The organism is Psychrobacter sp. KH172YL61, assembly GCF_007182895.1.
Taxonomy (GTDB): domain Bacteria; phylum Pseudomonadota; class Gammaproteobacteria; order Pseudomonadales; family Moraxellaceae; genus Psychrobacter; species Psychrobacter pacificensis.
This window is the reverse complement of record NZ_AP019516.1, coordinates 824,741-840,240: the sequence shown is the minus strand read 5'-3', so window position 1 is coordinate 840,240 and position 15,500 is coordinate 824,741. Positions and strand designations below refer to the sequence as shown.

Below are 15,500 nucleotides of genomic sequence, written 5' to 3'. Positions count from 1 at the left end.
AACGTTGTCACTATTTTTTATCAAAAAGACCAAGTCTGCTCACGCAAGCTTGGTCTTTTTTGTGGCTATGATAAAAGTGAGATTGCAATTTGTAGATTAACCTTGCTCTCTGAACTCTTTTTTGCCTCATACCGATACGCATTTACTCTTTGACCTTATCGTACGTTTGCGACTGTGGTTAGCGATAACTAAACAAAACCTGCTCCCAAACACGGTATATTAAGAAAATAGTCGCAATGATTGGGGTGCATCCTCAATTTCAATATGAGGATGAAAATGTATAAGGAGAGGTACGATGATGGGGTTACAGCAGCATTTTTATAAAACGTTGTGTCTGACTATGGCAGTCGCCATGCTAGCGATAGCACCGGGTTGCTCGTCGCCGCAAACGGATCCAGACCAAAAACCATACCGACTGACTCTGATCAATGGCAAAAAAAACTGGGACAGACTTTTGAGCAATTACCTGCCGACGATCAGCAGCTACTTAGTCGATATATGCTACGCATGAAGCTTAGCGATGCGTATGAATCGGGCGCCATGCCGCGTACCACTATCAAGCAGGCCCTCATACAACAGCGTGAGTACGAGCGGCTGCATCCTAATAATCCAACAGGCAAGAAAAGTCCTATTGTGACAGGTCAAACAGCAAATGCGACGGCACAGACGTATCCTGTCGCTCTCCTACCGATTAAGACCAGTGATAGCGATAGCTTAAACCAAGTCAAAATGCAGTTTATGCTATCCAACCATGGAGACGTTGCAATACAAAGTTTTAAAGGCACACTAACGATGAAAGACGCCAACCTGAAACAAGGCAAAGACTTCAATGTTCCTCTCATACAATTTGATCCAGCCATCGAGCCAGAACAATCTGGCAAGATCATTATCGAGAGTAGTATTGAAGACATCAATGTCATGCGTGCCATTAAAAACACGAAGGATATGACGATCGAGATTAAAGAAGGCACACTTATATTGGCAGATGATCAAAGCATTGAGTTTGGCAATTCATTAGCTAAATAGTGGGACTGCGCATCATTTGATCTTTTATGAGGTTTATTGTGAGTTAGTACTTTATATTGCACTAGATAAGTAGTGGGACTAGATGGGATGAGTTGGGTTGAAGTGGGATAGAAGCTATTAGTTATGGGGCATTCAGTCGCAGCTGGTTAGGTTTTATCTGATGATCTGAATTGAGAGCGTTTATAAGTTATTCTGCACTAAATAGGTGGTGCGAATTAAGTTACGATGATAATTGTAAGTTATTCTGCACTAAATGGGCACTACGACAATATAGTATAGACTTACCTATTAGGATTATTGTGTATCTACACTATATTGCGTTATTGCTTTGAGTGATTATCTATTTAAGAAGGCTATGGCGAGGTCTAACAGTTCAGCGGCATTGGCAGTATTGCAGTTTATACTCACCGTTTTACCCGTCGCATCAGTCAAGGTAACACTGGTAGATGGGTTGGGATGGACATGGTTGCTTAATAACGCGGCTATGTCCTTTTTTTGTGCCTGTAGATCCCTTGTATCACCCCTGCTGGCTTGGCTTTGGGAATGCTAAAGTCTTCATATATTCCTGCTCCTTATCGTTGATGGCAGGGCTATCTTACGCGCTAGCATGACTATCGACAATAGTATTTTAAAACCAAAGCGACAATATATGTCGCGCTATACAGCAAGCTTTAGCATGGCGGTAATGGTACTACCTGCCTCTGGGCTTTTACACAGTAAATCGTAAATACTGACGACTAATTCGGCCTTTTTGTCGCTGTCCATACGCTTGTTATGCTCTGCCAGATAGCTATCTACGATGGTCAGGGCTTCTATCATTATTGCCATATCAATATTGGCAGCGTCTGCTGTTTCTTTAATCTGCTCTCTCTCCTTCTCTGTACTTACCTGCTGCTCTGCGACACTGTACGGCTCACCAATCCCTTTATGTAACCAGTCGACGTCTACTCCTGTGGCGTCGGCTATTTTTGGCTGTACTTCGGTGAATGCTAGTACTGCCTTTTGTCCATATGCCGTGGAAAGTCGAGCTACTTATCCCAGCGCGAGTGGCAAATGAGAATGGTTGTTCTTTTTCTTCATCGGTCATTAATTGTGAGAGTCGTTTTTTAAGTGGCGTATCCACTGCCATATTATTTTTGGTTGATTGCGCAGTCATGCCAGAACCTCCTTTAAATTGCGTAATTTATAAGTTGTTGATATTTATGAATAAAATAAAATACTTCAGTTTTATTGCGCAATTTTTATTGCGAAGCCTTTACAACTCGTAAATTACGAATTATGATGTTTACAAATCAAGTTTACGAAGTCTAAACTTAAACGATTAAAAATAAACCAGCAGGGCTGATTGGAGTTACTACTATGTTGAGCTTTGAGCATTATCCGCTGTTTCGTCAGCTTGAGCGTCTGCCTGATGGTAGCTGGCACACCGAAGATATCAAGTCTGTTATCCGTAAGCGCGGTGTGACGTTGGCCGAGCTATGCACGCAGATGGGTGTGCCAAAAAGTTCTGCTAGTAAAGCCTTAGCTGAGCCATTTACGCAAGGGGAGCTGGCTATTGCTCAATATCTTGATGTACCTGTGCAGCTACTATTCCCTACCCGCTGGACGGTGGACAAAAGCGCGTTAGACCACGGTATGCCGCTAAATATACCACGGTTGCGGAGCTATTGTCATGAAAAATCAATTCGCAATTTCGGAAATTACGAAGCTATCTATAGAAGGACTTCCTAAATCGCGCCGTGCTATTGAGATGTATGTGGCAAGGAATGGTTGGCAGTACGTAGAAGTTCCTAGCTCAGGTCGTGGCGGTGTACGCCGTGAGTATGTTTTACCTGAGGCTTTATTTGAAGATGTGAAACTACAAGCGTTGGCGACACTAGCTCACGATGCGGATATTAGCGATGTGGCTCAAACCTCATCTACTGAATTGGCGACCACTAATAATAACGTCGTTGCTAGCGCGGCAGTGCTTGCCGACTGGCAACGGGATTGTGCTATTGCCCGTATCGCTGTGGTGCGCTATGTACTAAAAGCCGCTGAGCTGACGGGTAAAACCAAAGCCATAGAGGCGTTTGCAAAAGCCAGTAAAGAGAAGCGTTTAGACGAGACGCTTATCGCCACTATTAAACGTGCCAATTCTAAAAGTGGGGCTAAAAGCGGCGTTAAAGAGGGTCGCGGTAATGTGAGTCGTCGTACCTTGTTTGATTGGGTAAAAGCGTTTGAGACTAGCGAGGCGGATGCCAATGCCAGCGCTGTCGCATTACTAGCGCCAAAAGCCCGCACGACTGAAATACCGCCGTGGGCTGGGATACTGCTAAAACTGTGGAGCGACCCTGCTAAGCCTGAGCTTGCCGAAGTCATGCGCCGTATTGAAACGGCTTACGCTGATAGTGATGTCGAGATGCCAAGCTATCATCAGGCACGATACTTTTTAGAAACACATATCGGTAATGTCGAGCGTGAGCGCGGGCGTATGGGTAGTCGTGAGATTAAGAATATCAAGCCGTTTGTGCGCCGTGACGCCAGTGTGTTGCTGCCCACCGATGTGTATACCGCTGATGGCCATACGTTCGATGCTGAGGTGGCACACCCTGATACTGGCAAGCCGTTTCGCCCTGAGATCACCACTGTATTGGATGTACATACTCGTATGGTGGTGGGCTATAGCATTGATTTGGTAGAATCTGGCCTTGCCGTACTGGACGCGATATCCAGCGCAGCAAGTGATTACGGTATACCTGCCATATTCTATGTGGACAACGGATCAGGCTATAAAAATACGATGATGAAAGATGAGTCAACGGGTCTGATGACACGTATGGGTGTCGAGGTTAAACACTCTATCGCCTATAACTCACAAGCACGCGGGACTATCGAGCGTGTGCATCAAACAATTTGGATACGGCTTGCCAAAAAACTGCCTACTTATATAGGTGACGATATGGACAGCCAAGCTAAGCAAGCGGTGTTTAAGAAAACACGCAAAGATATTAAGACGTTTGGTGAGTCAAAAGCCTTAATCGGCTGGAATGAGTTTTTGCAAATCGCAAGTGATGCAGTCATGGCTTATAACAATGAGCCGCACACTGGTCTGCCCCGCCGCTACAACCAAACCACAGGACGCCGTGAGCACCTGACGCCACAAAAAATGTGGGATGAGCAAGTTGACGCTATGACCAAAGCTGGCACTGGGTTGGTTGTGGTATCAGATGCTGAGCGCGACGACTTGTATCGACCTTATGTACAGCGTAAATGTCTGCGCGGTGAGATCAATTTGTTTAGTAATAAGTACTTTAGTACGGACTTAACACAATATCACGGCGAGACCATGCTGGTCGGTTATGACATCCATGACGGCTCTAAGGTCTGGTACGTGACCTCACCCATCGACTGATCTGTATCGCTGAGTTTGAGGCGAATAAGAAAGGCTACTTTGCTCAATCTGCGCTGGGCGATGCGAGAGAAAAACGTGCTCAAGGTCAAGTGAAACGGGCGAAAGTGCATGTTGATGCGGCGCTTGAAAATATGAGACCGCACCGCGTACTAGAGCATGTGCAAGATCAGATGATGCCAAGTGCTGATATTAAGCGGGCGCAAAACTTACTCAATGAGCGGTTGGCTAAAGATGCAGTCACAGTGGAGAGTCAAGCGACTGATATGACTGCTATGCAAGCCACGTTTGACAAGCTAAATAGCATAAATAATGACAATAAAGAACTAAGGACTTTCGCATCGCCGCAAGCGGTCGTCATCCCACAGCCTAAAAGCAATACGGATATGACACAAGATGAGAAGTTTGAGCGATGGCTGGGTCTGTATGAGCAAGTCAAAGCTGGCAATGAGCTGGACGCTGGCGACCAAGATTTTTATGAGCTGTACCCAGAGTCGAAAATATTTGGAATAAAAATGAAGGCGTATCAAGCCGCTCATGAGGAGCAGCACGGTACTAAAGTATTTTTTAAGTGGGGTTAGCTACTTAGGTAGCCCTAAAAGGTGGCGGTAGTCACTGCGATGACTACCGCCTGATCAAGTACGCATACTCAATCATAGGAGATTAAATCATGCGTGAAGTAATGAACAATGTCAATACGCCTACGGCGGTGGGGAGTGGCGCAAGTCACGAACGTGGCGGTGTGCTTTGAGGCAATAGAACGCATACAGAGCCGCCATCCAAGCTTGCCAGGAATCGGGGTTTTTTATGGTCGAAGCGGCGATGGTAAGTCCTCGGCTGCCAGCTATATCGCTAACAGACTCAATGCCTATTACGTGCAGGCGACTAGTATTGCGACGAAAAAGAGCTTCCTTGAGTCGGTGCTACGTGAGATGACCATCCCAGCTTACAAAACGGCTGCTGAGATGCTCGGTCAAATCGCGGAGGAGCTGGCAAAAAGTGGCCGCCCGTTAATCGTTGATGAAGCAGATCATCTGGTAAAAGGGAACAAAATCGAGATGATACGGGATATCTACGAGTCATCACAAGGGACGATACTGATCATCGGCGAGGAGATGCTACCCAAAAAACTTGAACGCTGGGAGCGTTTTCATGGTCGGGTACATAGCTGGGTGCCCGCGCAGCCTGCGACGGCGAATGATGCAGCACTACTGGCAAAAGTCTATGCGCCAAAAATCACTATTGAGGATCAAGTACTTAAGCAGTTGGTCGGTGCAGTACGTGGCTCAACACGCCGTACTTGCACAAACATTGAGATGCTAGGACAGCGCGCTCTGGAATGCGGTATGCGCTCTGTGACGATGGATGATCTCGAGCAGCTACTACCTAATGGCTTTATCACTGGTCAATCACCCAAACCACGTTCATTTTAGGAGATATTTTATGTGTTGTCGTTGTCAAAACTCACTCGAAAGTAACTGTCAAAACCATACGTGTCAAAACAGCCACTCTAAAAAAAGTAACTGTCAAAACGGTATGACTATCCATTCAAACCCACTACTCTCTGTCTCAAATCCGCGTCCTATCGTGCGCAGCGATTATGAACAACTATGGGACATGCTGCGCGCATCCACTGATGGTGTGACCATCCGTGATGTGCCACGCACGATACCTAGTATCAATTATGGTAAAGCTAAGGCATGGCTTGGTGCGTTAAACAGCGCAGGCTATGTCTCACGTGAGCAAATTAGCCTCACGCGCAATCTACCAACCTACCGCTATCAGCTAATACGTGATATCGGTCAAAAGCCACCACGTATTGACAGTAAAGGCGCACCAAAGCCACCCTCTGTCAATGAGGCCATCTGGCGTACCATCCGCATCCTAAGAACATTTAATGCTAATCAAATCATTGCTAGTGGTTCAACACCTGAGCTGGTACTGAATGTCGCCAGTGTGCGCCAGTACCTGCGTCATCTGCATAGCGCGGGGTATTTACAAGTACGCCAAGCGGGACAAATAAGCAACTGGCTATTTATCAGCTCATACATAATACGGGACCAAAAGCGCCTGAAATACAACGTGGCAAAAAGTCTATGACGGTAATTTGGGGTTGGTCGTATACGACCCCGCCAAGCCATTACCGCCCTCACATGAAGCCGAAAAAAATAACTCTAAACACGCTAAAAAGGGGAGCGAGTCATGTCTAATCAATCACTGTTTGATACCGTCAAAGCCGATGCCGTCGCGGCAGACAAAACCGCTGCTCACTATCTGACGCAAGCACGTCAACGCGCTGCTCTGACTCGTTTGCCGACTTTTGAGAAAACGACTACTGATGACATAGAGCAGTTGCGTAAAGCAGTTGGTAGCTTACACCGCCTTATATTGCTTGTCATGGTAATCCTACTCGCTATCGCAGTACTAGGAGGTGCGCTATGTCTACTATAAAGACTACAACCATTGATACCGCTGCTGACGCTCAAAATCCGCAAGACTGGAAACATTATCCAGTGACGGCTGCTAACTGGATCGATGCCTGTCACGAGGAAAAGAAAAGCTCGGTATCTCGTACGCTGAAATTGCAAGGCGTATCAAATACGCGCGCCCTAGCCTGTCACTGGCACTCTCGGGCAACTATACGGGTAATACAAAGACTATCGCTGATGCGTATGTCACGTACCGCAAGCAGGTCGCGTGTCCTTATGCCGCTGAGACAGTCAGCCGCCAGTACTGCACGGAGCACGCTCTTGCTGATGCCCCGACGCATAACCCTGCGGCTCTGCGCCACTGGCGCGCTTGTCAAGGCTGCGCGTATAAGCCTGATAGTGAGAAAGGAGGACAGCCGTGAAGTCAGCTAATACTGAGGCAATCGCAAAAGAGCTACGCGAAATAGATTTGAGTGTTGATAGCTCAAATGATGTGCCACCAGATGACACCCTAAAACAGCAATATCAGAAAAATATGCTTGAGCGCTATCCAGACTTTGAAGCGCAAACGGCGTCTGATATTGCTGAGCTAAAACACGAGGTCAGCCGTCTTTCTGATATGAATAAGGTGATGGTGTGGCTGGTGTTAGGTCTGATAGTGATGCTAACAATTACTCAAACAAACTGATTAAAAAAGGACTAATGGTTATGACAAAAAATAAAAATAGTAAGACTTTAGGCGCTGTCATGGGTGGGCGCAGTGCAGATCAAATATCGCCAGACGAGGCCATGATTTTTGCGCTAGCGTCAAACATGATGGCAATTGCGCTTGCTGATGTACCTGATGCCAAAGAGCGTGTCATGCGCGCTCGACATCAGCTACTACTTAGACAATCAAACATCACTATAGGTAAGAGACGACAAATAGAAGATGTGGAGAGCTATGTGCTCGATGCTATTAAGCACATGCAATCAAACGCTCCGACTGTTCACTAAATACAAGACAAATAATCAAAAGGAATCTAATTATGAGTAATCAAACCCAAACCATTACCGATTGTACCGTACCTGAAGGCTATGTCCAAAACGCGAAAGGTCATCTAATCCCCATCGACAAAGTTAAACCCGTCGATAAATTGCGTGACGAAGTTGTCAAAGACATGATCGCTACTGCTTGCGATGTCCGTGCTGTCATGCGTACGGCTAAAAATAAGCTATTTGATAGCTTTAATGATTTTGTCGCACTGTCTGCTCAAGAGTATGACGTGCAGCTGGGCGGAAAAAAAGGTAATACGACTTTGATGAGCTACGACGGCAAATATAAAGTACAAGTCGCCGTCTCTGAAAATATTGTGTTTGATGAGCGTCTACAAGTAGCCAAAAAGCTGATTGATGAATGTCTCACAGATTGGACACAAGATAGCAACGCCAACATCAAAGCGCTGATTAATCAAGCGTTTCAGGTCGATAAAGAAGGTAAGGTTTCGACTGGCCGCGTGCTTGCTCTGCGTAGTCTAGATATCAACGATGCGAAATGGGATCGTGCGATGGATGCCATCAGTGACGCTATTCAAGTGACGGACACCAAAGAGTATATCCGCTTTTATGAGCGTGATGAAAAAGGCGCTTATCATCAAATCTCGCTTGATTTTAGTAATGTCTAGGAGGGCAAAGATTATGGGTAAGTTAAATAAAGAGCAGATTAAGACGTTGAGTAATAAGGAGTTTGTATTAGGTTGTCTCAAGCTTAAATGCGATGGCTACATCATCACTTTGCGAGACGGAATATACAAACGGAGAGTTAGAACAGAACTGTCGGTTAATGGATGGCTTAAGGGGGGAATGGCTTATTGAGCCAGATGTACACCCTGAAAGTAAGTTTTATATGCCTTTTGTTCGATACGTGAAAAAAAGTCCACGCAGTAAGAAGAAAGAGAAAGTCGATCTAGGTATGCGTAGACCTGACTTTGCTAGTATCGGTCAAGCACTGCGTCATCTAAACAAAGTCTGTGACAATGTGAGTATAGTTGAAGAAGACTAGAGCACTTAGCCCAATGTATTAAAACCCGCTAATAGATGACTATTAGCGGGTTTTTTATTGCGTCTCATTGTTTAAACTGTGTTCTCAGTATGTGCAATAATACTAGTCAACTATTAGGGGATGCTTATGCAAGAGTTACTACAGTTACCACTACAAGTACAAGCCACGCTTGTTGCTGGTTATATAGGCTATGCCTTACTTAGGCGCGACCATAGGAAAACTGAAAAGCTAGTCGATGTGTGGATGCTTATACTAGTACTGGGTCTGCCAACTGCTCTAACAATTCAGCTATGGGATTCACCATACGCTTATTTTGTCATACCTTCAGGGCTGTTGATTGCATACTTATGGCTGACATGGGGTGAAGAAAAGTGGAGAGATTTTTTATATAAAAGAAATTTGAGTAACACTCTAAGTTTAGGAGACGTATGGAAAACGCTATCTTCACATAAAAAAGTAGGGGCTCTACAAATCAAGCTATACCATAAAGATGGCACTTGTTATGCCTGTAACAACACAGTTGATTTTTCAGGTGAGCCATTTGCACCCCTTTACTATGGATGACGATGGAATTGCCTTTTATGTAACGCATATTGCAAAAAAAGATGAAGATTGGGTAGAAGAGGATGATGTCAAGCTAGCAGATGATCTTGGTAGTATGGTTACTTACTTCCCTAGAGAGGACATCAAACTCTTAGAAATGCGCTATGTTAAAACAGCTTAAAAGTATTATTTTTTTGGTTTTTTAAGGGGTGGTAGCGCGCTGGTTGGCGGGGCTGGTCTTTGTCCAATCGCCGCATCCCCTAAAGGTCTGCCAATAGAACCTCCCTCGATCAGATTTTATTTTGCGGTCTGAATCAGAACTATTATTACTTGAATTGCCCATAGTTTTGTCCTATTAGTTTTAATGAGTTTATAATAATAGCTAAGTTTACTACTAGTAATGTAAGTACCCTATTTTTTAGGTTTTTTAAGTTTTGGCATTTCACTAGAAGGGAGGCGGTGGTTGCTGTCCCTTATTGCTTAATGGCCACGAACCTTTGTCAGATCTAATCTCACGATTTGGGTTATTTTTGTTTTCATCACTCATAGTAAGTCCTATTGGTCAATAAAATTAAATGTTAGCCATGCGAGACACTTCATACTTAATTTAGGTTATAAGCTACTGAATGTAAAGACTTAACTTACGCCTACTACATAAACATAAGCACCCGCTATCACGCACCTGATAGCGGTTTTTTTGTGTTTAGAACTAATGTTTAAAATAATTTTGCCTCATAACTCTAAACACGCCCTTTTGGATATAATGACAAATATCTAATAAATCATGTGCTTATGTGAGGTCTGCGATGGCATACTCTCCCCAAAAAAAGAAGATGATGCAGCTCGTGCATATCGGTAAAAATAAGCTGGGGCTGGATGACGGCACATATCGCGAGATGCTGTATCAAGTGACAGGTAAAAATTCAAGCAAAGACTGCACAGCAGCGGCGCTACGTAAGGTCGTTGATCACATGGAGCAGCACGGCTTTACCGTGACACCCGCCAAAAAACATCAGGCCAAAAAGCCAGACGCAGCAGCTGCCAAAAAAAGCATTGGTAGATAAGATTGAAGCGTTACTGACAGATGGCGCTAAACCGTGGGAATATGCTGAGTCAATGGCAAAACATATGTACAAAGTTGATGCGCTGACGTTTTGTACACCCCGTCAGCTGCGCGGTATCATCACGGCTTTGACCAAGCACAATCAAAAAATGGCTAAGCTTACGGAGGTGCAAGCTGATGCCTGATCGTCATCATACTAAAACTTATCAGGAACTAGCAATGCTGCTCGGCCAAGAGACTGCTGATCAACTGGTGACAGCGTACCGTGGTCAAGAGTTGCATATTCCTCCCATAAAAAAACTAACAAATAATCATAGGTTAGTGCTGCTGCTAGGTGATGATGTTGCTCGCCGCTTATGCCATTACTGGGGTAACACTACTTTAACGCTACCGATGCAGCTAACGAAAAAATTAAGCAGCGCAATGCAAGCATTGTAGAGAAGTATAAAGCAGGAGCAACTAGTAATCAGTTGGCGGCAAGGTATTCTATTACAAGTCGTCATGTACGTAAGATTGTGCAACAGCATAATGATGCGCAAGCTAAAGAAGCGTATGCCCGTAGGCAGTACAAGCTGTTTGATTGCTAATATAAGTTACTACCCTGCCGTTAGGGCTGCTATGCAGAGAAGACGGACAGCGTCAGACCAGCGGTGCGCTGCATATAAAAAACACTGGCAGTCGTTGCGTGACAAGCTTCCAAGCTGATCTCCATCACGTGAGATGACCGAGTAGAGCACGAGACGCTTAGAAAAAGCCGTTAGATATTGGCGTATCTAACGGCTTTTTTGTGTCTGCAAATAATTAAAAAACTCGGAACTATTACCCCCGTGTTTTGGGCACTGGCTTTGAGATGATAGGGATATTGCATAACTTTATCTATTATTAATCTGATGAGCTGACTATGACTGAGACTAGACTAACCGAAAAAGCGTTCTTTGATTGGATGCGCTCGCAACAAGATGATGGGCGCTTGAGTCAAACCGAAGTTAATGGTGCTAATGAGTTGCTCGCACTGATCGAACCTGATGAGTTAAAAGCGGTGCTAATCAAAGTTAATGGCTGGTCAGATGGCAAAGAGATGCAGCTATCTGAGGCAGGTATGGCGCTGCTCAATGAGTTTGAGGGTTTTCGGTCTAAGCCGTACCGCGACTCTGTCGGTAAACCAACTATCGGTTGGGGCACGACTTATTACCCCGATGGTACGCCTGTGCGCATGAGTGATAAGCCTGTGACTCGTAAAGAGGCTGCACGTATCAAGCAGGCGGTACTTAACCAAGACTTTAGCCCGGCGGTGAATATGATGTTTGCTGATGAGATTGAGCGCGGGGAAATCACGCAAAATATGTTCGATGCGCTTATCTCACTGGTCTATAACATCGGGGTGATGGGACTAAAAGCCTCAAGCATCTATCGCAATATCAAAGCGGGTCGATTTGAGGCGGCGGCTGATAGCTTCCTCTTGTATAACAAAGGTCGTATCAATGGCAAGTTGGAATATATCCCCGGACTGCATGCCCGTCGTCATAAAGAGCGGGCGCGGTTTTTGGCGTAATACTATGAGCTGTTTTAAGAAACTTAAAAATGTGCTGGCGGTGATTAAGTGGTTTATCAAGCTGCTGGTGCGTTTGGTCAAACTAAATAGAGATAAATCATGATTGATAACTACGAGCAGTATCCGCCGCGCCACTTTGGGACAGATGAGGCAAGCGGCGCAGATGAGAGCCATGTATTAACTATCGATGATCTGCCTAAGCATGATAATGGCTACAAGTCTTTTGATATGACTAAGTTTTTGTCAGATTCGGATTACGGCTCGACCCCGCCAGAAAAGCACTGGTACGAATCAAAGGTCATTTGGTTTAACGCCATTGTCATCGCGGTGGGGCTAGCAACCTCGGCAACGCCTGCGCTTGAACAGTATATGAGTGCTGAGATGTACGGCGTGATTGCTACGTTTGTCGCTTTTATCAATGCGGTGCTAAGGCTAGTCACTGGGCAGCCTATTAAGTCAGGCGGTGTGTAAGTGGGCGATATCATAGACCATGCCAACAAAGCGGCGGCGGTGCATCTGAACGCGGCGCTATCGCATATTAAGACTAAAGCGGCTAATAGCATTACGGTCTGTATCGACTGCGGCGATGCTATCGGCGCCGTGCGTAAAAGGCTGCGCCGTACGCTATGCGCTGCGCTGAGTGCCAAGGCTACTATGATAAGGACAAAAGATGATAATCGAACTAGAAGCTTATCAAGCGATTGGGCTATTGCTAACGGTGGTAGGGTCAATTTGGGGCGCGGGAAAGGCGTTTTTTGCCCGTTTTGATGCGGCCTTACGTGAGCGTGATGACTCGTTAGAATTATCAATCAGTAATGTGGCAAAACAGGTGCAGCAACAAACCAATGAAGTGCGGCAGATTGAAAGAGACTTTTTGATGTTAAAAGCGGAGCTGCCTGAAAAGTATCTGACCCGCATGGATTTTAACCGTACCTTTACGGTTATCGATGCCAAGCTTGATCGACTATACGCGCTGAACAATCAGCAAAAATAAGGAATAACAATGCCTATTGATATTGAAAAGAGCCGCCGCGAAGGTATGCGCTGGTATCTGTTGGTTGCTATGAACCGTGCTGAACCGCTCGGCTGTGCTGATGCGATGCTAAAGACCATCATGGATGATATCTATGGTGAGGTAACACCAAGCGAGCTACACCAGCAGCTTAGCTATTTAGAAAAGCGCAAGATGGTAGAAATTACTAAAAAACCTGATGGGCATTGGCACGGGCGCTGTACAGCACTTGGTATCGATATCGTTGACTATACCGTGGAATGCCGCGCTGGTATCGCTCGCCCTACTAAATACTGGAGCTAAGCTATGGCACGTGAAAGCGCAGTAGATCAGCTAAGTCCTGAGCATTTGGAACTATTAAAAGTACGCCTTGAGGATTCAGGATTTCAAGACTATCAGCAGCTAACAGACTGGCTGACAGAGCTTGGCTATCAGATCAGCAAATCGTCTGTGCACCGCTTTGGCAAAAGCATGAGCAAAAGATGCAAGCCGTGTCACTGTCTACGCAAGCCGCCATCTATATGGCTGAGCGCAATCCTGATGATGCGGGAGCGCTATCGTCTACCGTTATTACCATGATGCAGTCAGAGTTTTTAACGCATTGGTACAACTGCAAAGTTTAGATGATACCGATACTGACCCGATGGTGCGCATGGGTATGTTGTCTAAAATTAGTAAAGGTGTCGCTGAGCTGTCCAAAGCAACGGTCAATCAAAAAAAGCATCAGATTGAAGTACGTGACAAAGCCAATGCTGCTGCTGACAAGGTTGAGCAGCTAGCAAGTAAAGGTGGTCTGAGTGGCAAGGCGGTACAAGAAATACGTAAAGCGATACTAGGGATTGCAGACTGATGACCAAAAAAGAGACGCCGCCATTACTTGATGCCAATACTGATCTGGAAGCACCAGCAGTACTGCTACCGTATCAGCAAAAATGGATAGCAGACGAGTCACAACTTAAGATCGCTGAGAAATCACGGCGTATTGGCCTTACGTGGGCAGAGGCTGCGGACTGTGCTTTGGTTGCGGCATCTGATAAAAAAGTCTGGTGGGCAAAATGTCTACTATGTCGGCTATAACCAAGACATGACGATGGAGTTTGTCGAAGCCTGTGCGATGTGGGCGCGCTCGTTTAACTATGCTGCAAGCGAAATTGAGGAAGGTATCTTTGTCGATGAAGATGGCGATAAAGAAATCAAAACTTATACGATCCGATTCCCAAAAGCCAAAAACCGCATCACTGCCCTATCCTCTCGCCCATCTAACTTACGTGGTAAGCAAGGCGTGGTTGTCATCGATGAGGCAGCATTCCATGAAGACTTGGCAGGACTCATCAAAGCGGCACTGGCACTACTCATCTGGGGCGGTAAGGTTCGCATTATCTCAACACATAACGGTGATGAGAATGCTTTTAATGATCTAATCCAAGAAGTACGTGCGCTCAAACGTAGCGGTACGGTGCATAAGACCACGTTTGCGGAGGCGGTCGAGCAAGGGCTGTATAAGCGCGTGTGTCTGCGCTTGGGTCGTGAGTATGATGCTGCTGAGGAAGCCGCGTGGGTAAGCGAGGTCTATAAATTCTATGGCGACGATGCCGAGGGAAGAGCTGGACGTTATCCCAGCGCAAGGCTCAGGTCGTTGGCTAACCATGGGACAGCTTGAGAAGCTACAAAATAAAGACAGTAAGGTCATCCGCTTTATCGCGCCTAAAGGCTTTGAGCTGTGGACTGAGGACGCCCGCAACACCCATGTAGATAAGTGGTTAGAAGAAGTTGCCGACCCTGTATTGCTAACGCTTGATAAGACACACCCGCATTACTATGGACTTGATTTTGCGCGTAAACGCGATGCCAGCTCGATGTGGTGGCAGGCGGAGCGCTTGAATATGAGCCGCTACTGTCCGTACGTACTTGAGATGGAAAAGACGCCATACAATCAACAAAACGCATCTGCATCCATGTGATTGAGCGCACGCCGCGATTTAGCAAGGGCGCTAATGATGCGACGGGTAACGGTGGCTTCTTAGCTGAACAGCTACAAATCAAATTTGGGGCGCATCGTATTGATGCTGTCAATATGTCTGAAGGTTGGTACGCCGAGCATACGCCGCATTTCGGTAAGTGCTTAACGGATGGGACGATTGAGGATATGCCCGCTGATCGTGATATCCGTGACGATCATTTATTGTTTAAGAAAATCAAAGGCGTGGCACGGATACCAGCGGAGCGTACCACCAGTAGTACAGGCAGTAAGCGCCACGGTGATAGTGGTATTGCTCATTTACTCTGTGACTATGCCAGTAAATTTCCTACGCCTGAGCTGGATTGGACACCAGTGCCAATTGATAAATCAGATATGCCACGCGGAATGCGTGACGTGTTTGACAAGCTTGCATCGCTTAGTGGGTTTTTAAGTGCTGGTGGCTGGTAGGTTTTGGTTAACAAT

At 45.8% G+C, this 15,500-nt stretch carries 29 protein-coding genes; 28 read left to right on the top strand and 1 reads right to left on the bottom strand.

The window, feature by feature from the left end; all coding sequences use genetic code 11:
- Positions 1-330 precede the first annotated feature (330 nt).
- A complete protein-coding gene (locus PKHYL_RS04400) occupies positions 331-1,026 on the top strand; it encodes a hypothetical protein (RefSeq protein ID WP_240366085.1) in 696 nt (231 codons plus the stop codon).
- Positions 1,027-1,683: 657 nt separating this feature from the next.
- Here PKHYL_RS04400 and PKHYL_RS04395 read toward each other — a convergent pair.
- On the bottom strand, positions 1,684-1,845 hold the full coding sequence (locus PKHYL_RS04395) for a hypothetical protein (RefSeq protein WP_240366084.1): 162 nt from the start codon (positions 1,843-1,845) through the stop codon (positions 1,684-1,686).
- 540 nt (positions 1,846-2,385) lie between these two features.
- On the opposite strand from PKHYL_RS04395, the gene PKHYL_RS04390 reads away from it, so the two are divergent.
- From PKHYL_RS04390 to PKHYL_RS04270, 27 genes are all read left to right on the top strand, one after another.
- On the top strand, positions 2,386-2,757 hold the full coding sequence (locus PKHYL_RS04390; protein WP_240366083.1) for a helix-turn-helix domain-containing protein: 372 nt from the start codon (positions 2,386-2,388) through the stop codon (positions 2,755-2,757).
- Positions 2,699-4,420, top strand: coding sequence for a transposase family protein (locus PKHYL_RS04385; protein ID WP_240366082.1), 1,722 nt, complete (start codon positions 2,699-2,701; stop codon positions 4,418-4,420). The genes PKHYL_RS04390 and PKHYL_RS04385 overlap by 59 nt, the downstream gene beginning before the upstream one ends.
- Before the next feature lie 89 nt (positions 4,421-4,509).
- The gene (locus tag PKHYL_RS04380) at positions 4,510-4,998 is read left to right on the top strand and encodes a hypothetical protein (protein WP_240366081.1); all 489 of its coding nucleotides are present in this window, start codon (positions 4,510-4,512) and stop codon (positions 4,996-4,998) included.
- 135 nt (positions 4,999-5,133) lie between these two features.
- Complete coding sequence (locus PKHYL_RS04375) at positions 5,134-5,850, top strand: AAA family ATPase (RefSeq protein WP_240366080.1); 717 nt, start codon at positions 5,134-5,136, stop codon at positions 5,848-5,850.
- Between the two features lie 103 nt (positions 5,851-5,953).
- A complete protein-coding gene (locus tag PKHYL_RS04370; protein WP_240366079.1) occupies positions 5,954-6,517 on the top strand; it encodes a hypothetical protein in 564 nt (187 codons plus the stop codon).
- Positions 6,518-6,619: 102 nt separating this feature from the next.
- Positions 6,620-6,868, top strand: a complete 249-nt coding sequence (locus PKHYL_RS04365; protein ID WP_071002060.1) for a hypothetical protein — start codon at positions 6,620-6,622, stop codon at positions 6,866-6,868.
- Positions 6,856-7,278, top strand: coding sequence for a hypothetical protein (locus PKHYL_RS04360; RefSeq protein ID WP_240366078.1), 423 nt, complete (start codon positions 6,856-6,858; stop codon positions 7,276-7,278). The genes PKHYL_RS04365 and PKHYL_RS04360 overlap by 13 nt, the downstream gene beginning before the upstream one ends.
- Entirely contained in the window at positions 7,265-7,534 is a 270-nt protein-coding gene (locus PKHYL_RS04355; RefSeq protein ID WP_071002061.1) for a hypothetical protein, read from the top strand. The genes PKHYL_RS04360 and PKHYL_RS04355 overlap by 14 nt, the downstream gene beginning before the upstream one ends.
- Before the next feature lie 20 nt (positions 7,535-7,554).
- Positions 7,555-7,842, top strand: a complete 288-nt coding sequence (locus PKHYL_RS04350; RefSeq protein ID WP_071002062.1) for a hypothetical protein — start codon at positions 7,555-7,557, stop codon at positions 7,840-7,842.
- A gap of 32 nt (positions 7,843-7,874) precedes the next feature.
- A complete protein-coding gene (locus tag PKHYL_RS04345) occupies positions 7,875-8,510 on the top strand; it encodes a DUF3164 family protein (protein WP_240366077.1) in 636 nt (211 codons plus the stop codon).
- Between the two features lie 92 nt (positions 8,511-8,602).
- Positions 8,603-8,887 carry a hypothetical protein gene (locus PKHYL_RS04340; RefSeq protein ID WP_240366076.1) on the top strand — a complete coding sequence of 95 codons (285 nt, stop codon included), beginning with the start codon at positions 8,603-8,605 and terminating at the stop codon, positions 8,885-8,887.
- Between the two features lie 126 nt (positions 8,888-9,013).
- Positions 9,014-9,451, top strand: a complete 438-nt coding sequence (locus tag PKHYL_RS04335) for a hypothetical protein (RefSeq protein WP_240366075.1) — start codon at positions 9,014-9,016, stop codon at positions 9,449-9,451.
- On the top strand, positions 9,444-9,611 hold the full coding sequence (locus PKHYL_RS04330; protein WP_240366074.1) for a hypothetical protein: 168 nt from the start codon (positions 9,444-9,446) through the stop codon (positions 9,609-9,611). Before PKHYL_RS04335 ends, PKHYL_RS04330 begins: the two co-directional genes overlap by 8 nt.
- Positions 9,612-10,236: 625 nt before the next feature.
- A complete protein-coding gene (locus tag PKHYL_RS04325) occupies positions 10,237-10,494 on the top strand; it encodes a phage protein GemA/Gp16 family protein (protein WP_240366073.1) in 258 nt (85 codons plus the stop codon).
- The gene (locus PKHYL_RS04320; protein WP_240366072.1) at positions 10,484-10,678 is read left to right on the top strand and encodes a phage protein GemA/Gp16 family protein; all 195 of its coding nucleotides are present in this window, start codon (positions 10,484-10,486) and stop codon (positions 10,676-10,678) included. Before PKHYL_RS04325 ends, PKHYL_RS04320 begins: the two co-directional genes overlap by 11 nt.
- Positions 10,671-10,931 (top strand): hypothetical protein, encoded by a 261-nt coding sequence (locus PKHYL_RS04315; protein ID WP_240366071.1) that lies wholly within the window; start codon positions 10,671-10,673, stop codon positions 10,929-10,931. Before PKHYL_RS04320 ends, PKHYL_RS04315 begins: the two co-directional genes overlap by 8 nt.
- Positions 10,904-11,080 (top strand): hypothetical protein, encoded by a 177-nt coding sequence (locus PKHYL_RS18530; protein WP_442966143.1) that lies wholly within the window; start codon positions 10,904-10,906, stop codon positions 11,078-11,080. Before PKHYL_RS04315 ends, PKHYL_RS18530 begins: the two co-directional genes overlap by 28 nt.
- A 314-nt stretch (positions 11,081-11,394) precedes the next feature.
- A complete protein-coding gene (locus PKHYL_RS04310) occupies positions 11,395-12,045 on the top strand; it encodes a lysozyme (protein WP_240366070.1) in 651 nt (216 codons plus the stop codon).
- Between the two features lie 99 nt (positions 12,046-12,144).
- Positions 12,145-12,516 carry a hypothetical protein gene (locus PKHYL_RS04305; RefSeq protein ID WP_071002069.1) on the top strand — a complete coding sequence of 124 codons (372 nt, stop codon included), beginning with the start codon at positions 12,145-12,147 and terminating at the stop codon, positions 12,514-12,516.
- A 199-nt stretch (positions 12,517-12,715) separates the two neighbouring features.
- The gene (locus PKHYL_RS04300) at positions 12,716-13,039 is read left to right on the top strand and encodes a hypothetical protein (protein ID WP_240366069.1); all 324 of its coding nucleotides are present in this window, start codon (positions 12,716-12,718) and stop codon (positions 13,037-13,039) included.
- 9 nt (positions 13,040-13,048) lie between these two features.
- Positions 13,049-13,360 carry a hypothetical protein gene (locus tag PKHYL_RS04295; protein ID WP_071002072.1) on the top strand — a complete coding sequence of 104 codons (312 nt, stop codon included), beginning with the start codon at positions 13,049-13,051 and terminating at the stop codon, positions 13,358-13,360.
- Positions 13,361-13,363: 3 nt separating this feature from the next.
- The gene (locus tag PKHYL_RS17155; protein ID WP_269778247.1) at positions 13,364-13,636 is read left to right on the top strand and encodes a phage protein Gp27 family protein; all 273 of its coding nucleotides are present in this window, start codon (positions 13,364-13,366) and stop codon (positions 13,634-13,636) included.
- 22 nt (positions 13,637-13,658) lie between these two features.
- Positions 13,659-13,907 (top strand): phage protein Gp27 family protein, encoded by a 249-nt coding sequence (locus PKHYL_RS17150; protein WP_269778246.1) that lies wholly within the window; start codon positions 13,659-13,661, stop codon positions 13,905-13,907.
- Complete coding sequence (locus PKHYL_RS04285; protein ID WP_240366068.1) at positions 13,907-14,134, top strand: hypothetical protein; 228 nt, start codon at positions 13,907-13,909, stop codon at positions 14,132-14,134. Before PKHYL_RS17150 ends, PKHYL_RS04285 begins: the two co-directional genes overlap by 1 nt.
- The gene (locus PKHYL_RS04280) at positions 14,079-14,717 is read left to right on the top strand and encodes a hypothetical protein (protein ID WP_240366067.1); all 639 of its coding nucleotides are present in this window, start codon (positions 14,079-14,081) and stop codon (positions 14,715-14,717) included. The genes PKHYL_RS04285 and PKHYL_RS04280 overlap by 56 nt, the downstream gene beginning before the upstream one ends.
- On the top strand, positions 14,704-15,018 hold the full coding sequence (locus PKHYL_RS04275) for a hypothetical protein (protein WP_240366066.1): 315 nt from the start codon (positions 14,704-14,706) through the stop codon (positions 15,016-15,018). Before PKHYL_RS04280 ends, PKHYL_RS04275 begins: the two co-directional genes overlap by 14 nt.
- On the top strand, positions 15,015-15,485 hold the full coding sequence (locus PKHYL_RS04270) for a hypothetical protein (protein WP_240366065.1): 471 nt from the start codon (positions 15,015-15,017) through the stop codon (positions 15,483-15,485). Before PKHYL_RS04275 ends, PKHYL_RS04270 begins: the two co-directional genes overlap by 4 nt.
- The last annotated feature ends 15 nt before the right edge of the window (positions 15,486-15,500 follow it).